This is a genomic window from Corynebacterium breve (genome assembly GCF_030252165.1).
GTDB classification, from domain to species: domain Bacteria; phylum Actinomycetota; class Actinomycetes; order Mycobacteriales; family Mycobacteriaceae; genus Corynebacterium; species Corynebacterium breve.
The window spans coordinates 1,683,070-1,694,203 of the sequence record NZ_CP126969.1 but is presented as its reverse complement, the minus strand read 5'-3'; the positions used below and the strand labels follow the sequence as shown (position 1 = coordinate 1,694,203).

Here is an 11,134-nt window from a genome sequence, read left to right as displayed (position 1 = left end):
CTGCATGAGCGGGGCTGGGGGACGGCAAAAATAGCTTGTATATACTTTTAATGGTTTCCATGTTTGTAAAAGCGCAGGTTACAGACGTGACTTTTCTCACTATACGGGAAGGTAAAGATCAGGAACGGAAATCGAATGAAATTCAAGGGGGTAGATGGGGGTATAGATACTAAGTGTCGCCAAAATACTTCGTGGGCAAAGCAAATGTATCGCCAATTCTGAGAGACATTGTATTGCCTCTTCATCTGCGAACGACAAAACCCCGCCTCCACTGAGAGGCGGGGTCGATGGGTGAGCTATTAACCCAAAGCGCTAGAAGGAGCCGGGAGCCCCGGCGGGGGCATTCGGGTCAAGCTCCCATGCATCGGCCAAGATCTCCATGGATCGTTGGGCTTCGGCGTTGGTCCGGCCCTGCAGTGAGATCATGAGCTCGTCCGCTTGCGCCATGGTGGCAAACTGCTCCAGATACTCCACCACATCCGTGCCGGTTCCCACTGCGGTGAATTTCAACATCTCGATGATTTGCTGACCCTGGTAGGAGTTGACCACCTGGTCCAGCTGTTCGTCGGTAAGCGTGCGACCGCCAGGGCTGATCTTGCGCTTGACGCGAGAACGGCAGACGCCCTCGAACTGCTCCTGGGCTTCCTCGCGGGTGTCGGCAGCGGTGACATTGACCGCCGCGATCACATACGGCTCGGACAGTACTTCCGATGGCTCGAAATTTTCCCGATAGTACGTCGTGGCCTGTACTAGGTGCGCGGGGGCGAAGTGGGAAGCAAAGGAGTATGGAAGCCCAAGCTTTGCGGCCAGCGACGCGCCAAACATCGAAGAGCCGAGGATATACAACGGCATCTTGACGCCCACGCCCGGCACCGCGGTCACGCCCGGAACGGTCGGTCGACCCGTGAAGTACCCGTGCAACTCGACAACGTCGTTGGGAAAGTTTTCGGCGGCGCGGGGGTCTCGTCGCAAAGCACGCCCCAGCGTGTTCTGGTCCGTGCCGGGAGCGCGGCCGAGCCCCAAGTCGATACGGTCAGGATAAAGCTCTCCGAGGGTGCCAAACTGCTCCGCGATCACGTAGGGGGAGTGGTTGGGCAGCATAACGCCGCCGGCACCAAGGCGAATCTTCTCGGTTCGCGCGCCGATATGCGCAATGAGTACGGCTGGCGAGGACGATGCAATCGTCGGCATGTTGTGGTGCTCGGAGTACCAGATGCGGGAGTACCCCAAGCGCTCCGCCTTCTGCGCCAGTTCGACCGATCGTTGCATGGACTCGCCGGCTGTTTCGCCGTCGTAGATCATGCAGAAATCAATGAGTGACAAGGGGAGTCGAGACATAAAAGTACCTTCCGTTGAGTTGATACTCACAACCCTACGGAAGGTACGAAAAATTTGCGCTTAGCGACGACTATACCGCCATACGGGCAACAAACGAGCGGTCATCGGCGGGTGCCTCGCGCTTTTGGGCGAAGTCGATGACAAGGCCGATGATGAAGGCAACCACGACTGGCAGGACCCAGCCAAGGGAGAGATCCTGCATCGGGGACCAATTCACTGCCGCACCCGCGGCCTCAGGCAACCAGCCCATGCCGAGGACGACGGAATATGCGGACCAGATCGCTGCAACCCACAGCGGGATGCGGTACGCCCAGTAGAAGTAGGTCTTGCCGCGGAAAAGTGGCTCGATTAGTGCGATAAAGATGAGCGCGATGGCCGGTGGGTACAGGAAGGTAATCACTGGAGCAGCAATGGCCATCACAGCGGACAGGCCTTGGGTAGCCATTGCGGCAGAGGCAACGGCGAAGATGACCGCCCAGGTCTTGTAGGAAACGCCGGGGGTAATGGTGTTGAAGAATTCCGAAGTGGAGGTGATTAGGCCGACGGCGGTGGTCATGCAGGCGAGCAGGACGATGAGCGCGAAGATGATCTGGCCAGGCTGGCCCATGGTTTGCAGGGCGGCGTCGGAAAGCAGCGGTGCGCCGTTTTCGTACTGTTCCCCGTTTTCGATGACGCGACCGATGAAGCCCAGGCCCAAGTACATCATTGCGAGGAGGAGGCCTGCGCCAGCGCCGGCAAGAATCGTGCCGGTGACCAGCGGCTTGCCCTCCGGGAAGCCCTTGTAGCGCAAGGTGGAAATCACGACGATGGAAAACGCCAGTGCGGCGATGGAGTCCATGGTGAGGTAGCCCTCGAGCAGGCCGGTCGCCATCGGGGCGTCGGCAAACTTCTCGGTTGGTGCGCCCGCCTCGCCGTTCATGGTGGTCACGGACAGGGTGATCAGGATAATCAGCAGGATCACCAAGGCTGGGGTGAGGAACTTGCCCAGTGAGTCCATGATTGTGTTCGGGTTCCACGACAGTGCTAGGGCGATGCCGAAGAAGATGGTGTTAAAAATGCCCGACGCCAGTAGCGAGTCCCAGCCGGTAATCGGGGTAATCGCGGTCTCAAACGACACCGCGCCGGTACGTGGAAGAGCGTAAAAGGCACCAATAGACAGGTACGCCAAGATCGGGAAGACGATGCCGAAGATAACGCCGCCACGACGTGCAAGGTCGCGCACATTATTACCGGACAGTGAAATAGCAATAACAGCGAGAACCGGAAGGATCACGCCGGAGCCGATAAAGCCGAGAATCGCAGGCCAGAAGCTGGTGCCCGCTTCTACACCGATCATCGGAGGGAAGATTAGGTTTCCTGCGCCGAAGAACATGGAAAACAGCATCAGCGCGGTCACGACAATAATCATCGTCCGCGATTGGTTAGTTGGTGCGGGGGTTGTACTCACGGGGAACCTTCCAAAGGGGTACTCAAAACAATTAAGTGGAGAATACCCTACGCACTACCCCTTTCCATTTTCACCCTGGGGGTGACCTGGATTACCCCTGGGTAAGCGTTGTGATCGCCCTCAAAGGAACATCCACCAATTCAGGGCGGTTATTCGCCTCATAGACCACCTCGTAGGCGGCTTTGTCGATCACGTATGCAGCCAGCAGGTCCCGGTCGATCGGACCGTATCCGGAAAGATACTTATCGACGATCGCCTGTTCCCATTCCTGATCTCGTTCACTCAGGGCAGCCACGTAGCCGATCGAACGCACCATGCCTGCGATGTCTCGCGCACGATGATCGGGGAGAACGCGCTGCTCCAGCGGACGCGCGGGCTCGCCTTCAAAGTCAATGAGATACCACCGGTCGCCCGTGCGCAAAGTCTGGCCGAGGTGAAGGTCACCGTGGATGCGCTGGATTTCTACGTCGGTTCCCGAGAGTTGGTGATAAAACGCGCGGATCGTGTCTTCCAACTCGGCTAGCTGTGGTGCTTGAGGCAAGAGCTCGTCTAAGTGCTGATTCAGGGAGGCCCCGATCGAGGCCATGGTGACAGTCTCGGTGCCAAAAGCCCGTGCCAAATGATCGTGAACCGTGCGGGTAGCCTTGCCGAGCTCACATGCGAGGTCTCCGAAATCCTCTGTTGCCTGCGCGAGGTCGAACCCGTCTTTGCCGTCCTTGATGCGCTGCTGCATCATCGCCAACGTGTAGGGCTTGCCATTGAGCTCGTACGAAACGTGCCCGCGGACACCTGCGACGTTGGGGCAGTCGCCGATGGCGGAAAGAAGCTCGACGTCGGGGTTTACCCCTGGTTCGAGTTTGCGGTAAACCTTGACCATCCAGTCGTCGTCGACAATCAGGCTGGTGTTTGACTGGTCGGCGCCGAGTGGTTCGGCAGCAGTGCCGGAGAAATCACCGTGAATCTCGCCGAAGCTCGACGCGTGGGCCAAGTAGGCGGCCGCGCCGTCGTCGGAATTGAGACAATCGTGGTCGGTGGTTTCGTCGTAAAGCACTTGGTAGAGGTCAACCGTATCGCCGTGTGCGACGCGCAGGATCTGCCATTGGAAAACCCCGGTGGGGCAACTGCGCTCCATGTCGACCGAATCGATGGGCTCCGATTTTGCGCCGTAAAAGCGCTCTTGAGAAAGATCCATTAAATTTCTCCTGAAATGTCGAACCAGAAGAACCCGTGGGGTGCAAGGGTAACAAGCCACGGCAGCTGGCCGATGGTTGGGAAGTACTCGCGGCCCGACAGCTCGCGCGGGGTGATTCCGTTGTAGTGCTCTAGGTGCATTTCAACTGCCTGAGGTCGCGAGGTGAGGTTGTTCACGCACAATACGCGTTCGCCGTCGAACTCGCGGATGAAAGCCAAGACCCCGTCGTTGCTGTGGTTGACAAATTCCAAGTTGCCGCGACCGAATGCCTTGTATTGCTTGCGGATATGCACGCGTTCGCGAACCCAGTGCAAGAGGGAATTGTCGCGGGTCATCTGGGCTTCGACGTTAACGGCATGGAAGCCATACTGGTCGTTTTGGATTGCCGGCAGGTAGAGGCGCTCGGGTTCGGCGCGGGAGAAGCCGCCGTTGCGGTCATTGGACCATTGCATAGGCGTGCGTACGCCGTCACGGTCTGGCAACCAAATGTTGTCGCCCATGCCGATCTCGTCGCCGTAATACAAAAACGGCGATCCTGGCAGGGAGAGCAGGATGGCGTGGGCCAGCTCCAGTCGGTCGCGGTGACCACCCAACAGAGGTGCGAGGCGACGGCGGATACCCACGTTTGCCTTCATGCGCGGGTCAGCAGCGAAGTTGGTGTACATGTACTCGCGCTCGTCCTCGGTGACCATTTCGAGGGTCAACTCGTCGTGGTTGCGCAGGAACATACCCCACTGTGCTGACTCGGGGATCTCGGGGGTCTCGTTCAAAATGTCGATGATGGGCTGGGCTTTTTCCTGGTGCATGCCCATGAAGATGCGTGGCATCACAGGGAAGTGGAAAGCCATGTGGCACTCGTCGCCGATGCCCGGCTCGCCGAAGTAGGCAACGACCTCGTCTGGCATCTGGTTGGCCTCGGCCAAGAGGAAGCGGTTGGGGTATTCCTCGTCGAACATCTTGCGCACGCGTTTGATGAACTGGTGGGTTTCCGGCAGGTTTTCACCGTTGGTGCCGTCGCGCTCGAAAAGATATGGAATGGCGTCGAGACGGATGCCGTCCATGCCAAGGTCAAGCCAAAAGCGAATGACATCGAGCACTGCGTCTTGGACGTTCGGGTTGTCGTAGTTCAGGTCGGGCTGGTGGGAGAAGAAGCGGTGCCAGAAAAACTGCTTGCGAACTGGGTCGTAGGTCCAGTTCGAGTCCTCTGTATCGACGAAGATGATGCGGGCTTCTTCGTACTTCTTATCCGTATCGCTCCACACATAGTAGTCGCCGTAGGGGCCGTCGGGATCGCGGCGTGACTCCTGGAACCATGGGTGCTGATCAGAAGTGTGGTTGATCGGGAAGTCAGTAATGATGCGAATGCCGCGACGGTGCGCTTGGTCCACTAACTCGACGAAGTCTTCGACAGTACCGAACTCAGGCAGCACCTTGCGGAAGTCGCGGATATCGTATCCGCCGTCTTTGAGCGGCGAATCGTAGAACGGTGGCAGCCACAGGGCATCGATACCGAGCCACTCGATGTAGTCGAGCTTTTCAGTCAGCCCTTTCAAGCTTCCCGAGCCCGTATTATTGGGATCGAAGAAAGCTCGCACTAACACCTCGTAGAAAACGGCGTCTTTGTACCACTCGGGGTCCGGCTCCTCCCAAGGTTCGTTTCCTGGCGCTGGAGTAGGAGTGTCAAAATCAATGGCGGCCGGCTCCACGATCAAGCCAGAGCCGTCAATGTCAGAGGTGTATGTTTGCTCGTCCATGCATTCCAGACTAAGCAGAACTTGCGATTGATGCACTAATTCTGTGGACGGCCTCCGCAAGAATCTCGGGACTCGTCGCAAAGTTCAGCCGTGCCTTGTGCTCTCCGCCGGTGCCAAAGGTGACGCCTTCATTCAGCGCGACTTTTGCTTGGCGACGAAGCCATTGCGCCGGTTTTTCTTCCTGCCCAAGGGCAGTTTCGGAGAAGTCCAGCAGCATCAGATACGTGGCTTCTGGAATGGTGAATTTGACCCCTGGAATCGCTTGCGGGAGCGTACGGACGAGGTAGTCTCGGTTTGCGCGCAGAGCCTCGATTTGTTCGTCTAACGCTTCGGTTCCAAAACGGTAACAGGCCTCGGCAGCGATCACCCCTAGCGTTCCCGTGCCGTCTTTTGCCACCCCGGTGAGGGACTTCCACACCTCGACGTCGCTCTCGTTGCTAAAGATAATTTGTGCGCACTTGAGTCCCGCGACATTCCACGCCTTGGACGTTGCGGTCACAGTAATGCAGACATCGGCGGCGGTGTCGCTGACTCCCGCTGCACAAACGTGAGCACCGTCGAGCACAATTGGCGCGTGGATCTCATCGACAAGCACGCGAGCGTTATACCGCGCCGCCAGATCGGTGAGCTGGCGCAGATCGTCCTCGTCAAATGTGTATCCCCACGGGTTGTTCGGGGCCGCGAGCAAGATAGAGCCTGCGCCATGTTGAAAGGCTTCTTCTACCTCTGCCAGGTCGATGCCACCCTCGGCGTTAATTTCCACTTTCTCGCGCCCCGCGGTCTCGGGTAGCTCGAGAAACGGTGGGTAACTAGGCACCGGCACGATGACGGGCGAATCTTTGCGGGTGAAGTACTGAATGCCCAGCAGCATGCCACGCACGACATCGGCGACGGCAAAGACTTTTTCTGCATCAGGTCGCCAGCCATAGCGTTGGGAGTAGAAATCAGTCAGTGCCTGGGGAAGTCCACTTGTGGCAGGTGTGTAGCCAAAAGACTCGTTGGCTACTGCCTGCTGGATTGCTTCTAATACGGGGGCAGCGGTGGGGAAGTCACTTTCGGCGATGAAAAGTGGCAGCACGTCATCATCGTATTGCGTCCACTTGCGGGTGCCGCGGGCTTGGAGTTCTGTCAGTGATGGAAATTTCATACTAGACAGAGTAGTCCATTGGTGCCATACTTGTCAGTCTTGGGGGTCTTCCTCGTCCGAAATGAAGCCAAACTGCTTCAACCGCTCGCGATCAGCCTCGGACGACGATGCCGTAAGGGCCAACAATTCCGAGTAAATGCCACCCGAGCCGGCAAGTTCATTTGGCGAGCCAATCTCGTCAACGCGACCAGCGTCGAGGGTGATGATGGTGTCCACGTCGGCGATCGTCGACAAGCGGTGCGCGATAATGATGGTCGTTCTGTCCTTCATCAATTCGTTGAGGCCGGCCTGGACCGCTCGTTCCGACTTGTTATCTAGAGCGGAGGTTGCTTCGTCGAGAAGCAACAGTGGTGCGTCTTTCAACATGGCGCGCGCAACCGCAACGCGCTGCTTTTGTCCTCCAGACAGGCGCAGGCCACGCTCGCCGATGACGGTGTCGTAGCCATCGGGGAAAGCGGAGATAAACTCGTGGGCGTTCGCGCGCCGAGCCACATCCATGATTTCTTCTTCGGTGGCGTGTGGCTTGCTGTAAGCGATGTTTTCCCGGATGGTGCCGGAGAACAGATTGGGCTCTTGGAACACAACGCCCACCGAGGCACGCAGTTGAGCGGCCGAGAGGTCCTCGACATCTTGATCACATACGATCACCGAGCCATCGCTAATCGGATAGAGACCCAGCAACACGTTGACCAGAGTCGATTTGCCCCCGCCAGACTCGCCCACGAGTGCAATTCGCTCGCCGTGGTTCGCGCGGAAGGAGATATTGGAAAGGACCTGCTCGCCTTCGGTATAGGAGAAGCAAACATTGTCAAACTCCACTACTGGATCTCGGGTGGGAAGCGGAGCAATCGGGTCGTCGTTCAGCGCGGGTACGCCCGATGCCTGCGTGGCGGCGACGATCTCGGCGTTTGCGGTTGGCTCCTCGGTCTCTTCCATGACCTTGAAGTAGTCGCGGGAACCCGCAATGGCGCGCTGGGCCGCGTCGACGATCCAGCTCATCATGAACACCGGCTGTCGTGCCATGTTCACCAGCTGGATGAGCATGACCATATCGCCCAAGGTGAAGTGGCCGTTGAGCGTGCGCAGGAAGAGCAGAATGTAGATGCCGAGGAAGATTACGTTCATCGCAATGCCGCGAACTGTGTCCATTCCGTGCCACCAGCGCGACTGCGGGCGCGTAATTTCAACAGTTTTTCCGTAGCGGGTGCCAAACTCGTCGAGTTCGCGGACTTCCGCGACGAAAGACTTAGTGACCTTAACCTGACCGATGACCTCTGAGAAGCGACCATTGGCAAGGTCAATTTGCTCATTCTTCTCCTTCTCCCACACCTGCCAGCGCTTGGAGGTAAGAGCAGTAAGCCACATGTACAGAGGGAACAGCGCTGCGAGCAAGAGGGTAAGCGGCCAGTAGTAGATCGTCGTGATAACCAATACGGCGACGACCTGCAATAGAGTGGGCAAGAAGCTGTTGGAAAAGCTCTGAATAAACTGCGTGACTGATGCGATCGAACGATCGAGACGCGCGATGACTGTGCCCGTGATCTGCTTGTCAAAATAGCGCTGCGGCAAAGTGAGTAGCTTCGCAAAGTAACGCGTGGAAAGGATCTGCCGCATGCGTGCAGCCATGACGTCACCGTAGTAGCCGCCTAGGTTATTCAAGATGGTGCTGAGAACCTCGGCGGCAAAAAGTGCGACGGCCAGCCAAATGATCGTCTGTGTGACCGATGCCGCCGCTGTTTCGCCGGAGACAGCAGCGACGATGGTGTCGGTTGCTTCGCGCAGGATGAATGGGTTGACAAGTGCCAAACCTGCAGACAACGAAGCGAGGATAACAATCGCAACGTAGTACGGCCACAGAGCTGAGGCGCTACGCAGGACACGCGATAAAGAATTCATGAAAGTCTACTAATTCCTCTGAGGTAATTCCGTACGGGTAGTATCGCCACTACAGTAATGCTTTAGTTGTGCTTTAGGGCGAATCGCAAAATGGAAGGGCAGTGCATGGCTCCCCACAAGATGACTTTGAGGAAGCGCGTCACAGCGCTGGCGCTGGCGTGCGTCACTGCTGCGTCCCTAGTTGCCTGCGGAGACTCTAAATCGACAGGAGAGTCAGGCGCTGACGGCGAGTCTGTGATCACTCCGACCACAGGCGTAGCTACCCCGAGCGAAGCGGCCGATGCCGAGTTCCAAATTAACCAAGTGCAGCCACTAGTCACCGACGAACTCGGTGGTGAGCGCGTCGATGATCCCGGCATGAAATTGTCCTACACATGGCAAGGCACTGACTACGCGCCGATGGGTGGCTCCGTGGTCACCGTGGCCGTGACCAATAACGATGAAGTACCGATGCCGGTCGAGGCGCTGGGCACCCCGGTGCTGAAATTCACACGGAACAGTTCACAGGAAGAAGCGGCCTCGAAGAGTGCAGAGGCAGCAGGGATCCCGCAGACAGGTTTGGACATGCAGCTGGGCCCTGGAGCCACGACTAATGTTCACTATGCGTTCGATGTGACCACCGGCAATCTGTGGAAGGCTGAGTTCACCATCGGAAACGTGACTTTTTCCGGCAACCTGAATAACTAAGGATCATTTACGTGTCTACCCCCGAGCTGGTTGTGTTGTGCAACGCTGACGGAACACCGACTGGCAGCGCCAACAAGGCTGAGATTCACAGCGACTCAACGCCCCTCCACCTTGCGTTCTCCGCGTGGCTTTTCGACGATCAAGGCAACCTTCTTATCACCCGTCGCGCTTTGGGCAAACTGACGTGGCCGGGGGTGTGGACCAACAGCTTCTGCGGACACCCTGCTCCGGGGGAGAAATTCCATGACACTGTGCGCCGACGCGCCTTGGAAGAAATTGGCCTCGAAGCTAGTGGCATCGCTGAGGTTCGCGATGTTGTCCCTGATTTTCGTTACCGTGCGGTTGATTCTTCCGGCGTTGTAGAAAACGAGATCTGTCCCGTCTTTGCTGTGCGCATGGCGGCTGGAGCAGAAATCACGCCAAACCCGGAAGAAGTCGATTCCTTCATCTGGGTTCGCCCGACCGATCTGCTGACCGCAGTAGATGCCACCCCGTGGGCATTTTCGCCATGGCTGGTGTCTGAACTTGCGGACACCAGGCTGCGATCAGTCCTCGAAGCTTAAAAGCCGCTTCGCCTGGCGACGTTGGTAGTCGTTTTCTGCCCTCGCCCACATCATGAGACCGCGATTGGTCTGGCACAGTCTAAACACTGGGTCGTGAGGATCGAGCCCATAGCCTTCGAGAACGATCGGCATGACTAAGTCACACCACTCGGGGTTAGTTGCGCCGAAGAAGCGGATTGAGGAAGCCAGGCACGACATATCGTCGGTCGCGCTTCGGAGCTCGAGGGTATCCGGGCTTGGGACAGACTCGGTGAAATCGACGATGGCCCAACTGTCGTCGCTAAGCAGGGCGCGACCCATGTGTAGGTTGCCATGCACTCGTTGCGCAGGGAATGTCTCGGGCATTGCTGCGATCAGCGTTTGCAGGTGATCGTAGAATTGTTCCAGCTCGGGGTGAGTAGGTAGTAGCTCGTTGTACTCCCGCATGATGACCTTCGCCATGTACTCGCTCGGCCAGATTTCTGTGGGAAACGCCATTGCCAGCGCATCGTGAAGGTAGCGCACTGTCTCGCCAAGATGGAAGAGCTGATCGTGATGGTATAAACCGGCCGCAGAGTAAATTCGGATCAGTTCATCGCCGGGGGTGCCCTCCATGAGCGTTTCTACAGCTGAGATGGTGTACTGCTGATCATTGAGGTTCACTGACACGTGGCCCAGAATACTTGGGAAATGCGGGCCGGAGAGCTGAGAGAGCAGCACAACCTCGTCGGCAGTGCCGGGCAGAAGGTATTGGAAAACGCGGATCATATACTTCTTGCCAGTGGTCGTCTCCCTCACTTTGAAATTCAGGGTGCTTTTCGAGGTGCTCGGAGCAGACAAGACTTCGATGGCCTCCGGCAGGTAGCCATGGAGCGTCGCCCCGACGGTGAGGGGATCGCCACTATCAAGACCGTTTTTCATCCACTCGGATGCTTCGTGGGCGATGTCATTTCCCTGCTCGTCTGCGAAGAACTGGTAGATCCCCTGTTCTTTGCAATCGACGATGTAGTGATGACCCGACTGGAACGGCACCTTCATTAAGACGTCCACCGTGGGAGTGACGTCACGATTTCCGCGATAGAAATCCTGTTGTGGCAACCACTCGGCGATGCTCAGTTCCATTGTTTGTCG

The 11,134-nt window shown here is 57.5% G+C and carries 9 protein-coding genes; 2 read left to right on the top strand and 7 right to left on the bottom strand.

What is annotated here, in order from left to right:
- Positions 1-312: 312 nt before the first annotated feature.
- The 6 genes from QP027_RS08260 to QP027_RS08235 form a co-directional block, all read right to left on the bottom strand.
- Positions 313-1,338, bottom strand: a complete 1,026-nt coding sequence (locus QP027_RS08260; protein ID WP_284823978.1) for an LLM class flavin-dependent oxidoreductase — start codon at positions 1,336-1,338, stop codon at positions 313-315.
- A gap of 70 nt (positions 1,339-1,408) precedes the next feature.
- Positions 1,409-2,746 carry a branched-chain amino acid transport system II carrier protein gene (gene brnQ, locus QP027_RS08255; protein ID WP_284826988.1) on the bottom strand — a complete coding sequence of 446 codons (1,338 nt, stop codon included), beginning with the start codon at positions 2,744-2,746 and terminating at the stop codon, positions 1,409-1,411.
- A 130-nt stretch (positions 2,747-2,876) separates the two neighbouring features.
- The gene (locus QP027_RS08250; protein WP_284823976.1) at positions 2,877-3,977 is read right to left on the bottom strand and encodes a phosphotransferase; all 1,101 of its coding nucleotides are present in this window, start codon (positions 3,975-3,977) and stop codon (positions 2,877-2,879) included.
- Complete coding sequence (treS, locus tag QP027_RS08245) at positions 3,977-5,731, bottom strand: maltose alpha-D-glucosyltransferase (protein WP_284823974.1); 1,755 nt, start codon at positions 5,729-5,731, stop codon at positions 3,977-3,979. The genes QP027_RS08250 and treS overlap by 1 nt, the downstream gene beginning before the upstream one ends.
- A 10-nt stretch (positions 5,732-5,741) precedes the next feature.
- Entirely contained in the window at positions 5,742-6,878 is a 1,137-nt protein-coding gene (locus tag QP027_RS08240) for a MalY/PatB family protein (protein WP_284823972.1), read from the bottom strand.
- Positions 6,879-6,911: 33 nt separating this feature from the next.
- The gene (locus QP027_RS08235) at positions 6,912-8,774 is read right to left on the bottom strand and encodes an ABC transporter ATP-binding protein (RefSeq protein WP_284823970.1); all 1,863 of its coding nucleotides are present in this window, start codon (positions 8,772-8,774) and stop codon (positions 6,912-6,914) included.
- Between the two features lie 105 nt (positions 8,775-8,879).
- On the opposite strand from QP027_RS08235, the gene QP027_RS08230 reads away from it, so the two are divergent.
- Together QP027_RS08230 and idi are read left to right on the top strand one after the other, a co-directional pair.
- Positions 8,880-9,461 carry a hypothetical protein gene (locus QP027_RS08230; protein ID WP_284823968.1) on the top strand — a complete coding sequence of 194 codons (582 nt, stop codon included), beginning with the start codon at positions 8,880-8,882 and terminating at the stop codon, positions 9,459-9,461.
- 11 nt (positions 9,462-9,472) lie between these two features.
- Positions 9,473-10,024, top strand: coding sequence for an isopentenyl-diphosphate Delta-isomerase (idi, locus tag QP027_RS08225; protein ID WP_284823967.1), 552 nt, complete (start codon positions 9,473-9,475; stop codon positions 10,022-10,024).
- Here idi and QP027_RS08220 read toward each other — a convergent pair.
- A complete protein-coding gene (locus tag QP027_RS08220; protein ID WP_284823965.1) occupies positions 10,007-11,125 on the bottom strand; it encodes a phosphotransferase in 1,119 nt (372 codons plus the stop codon). The two genes, idi and QP027_RS08220, sit on opposite strands and share 18 nt — an antisense overlap.
- Positions 11,126-11,134: the final 9 nt, after the last annotated feature.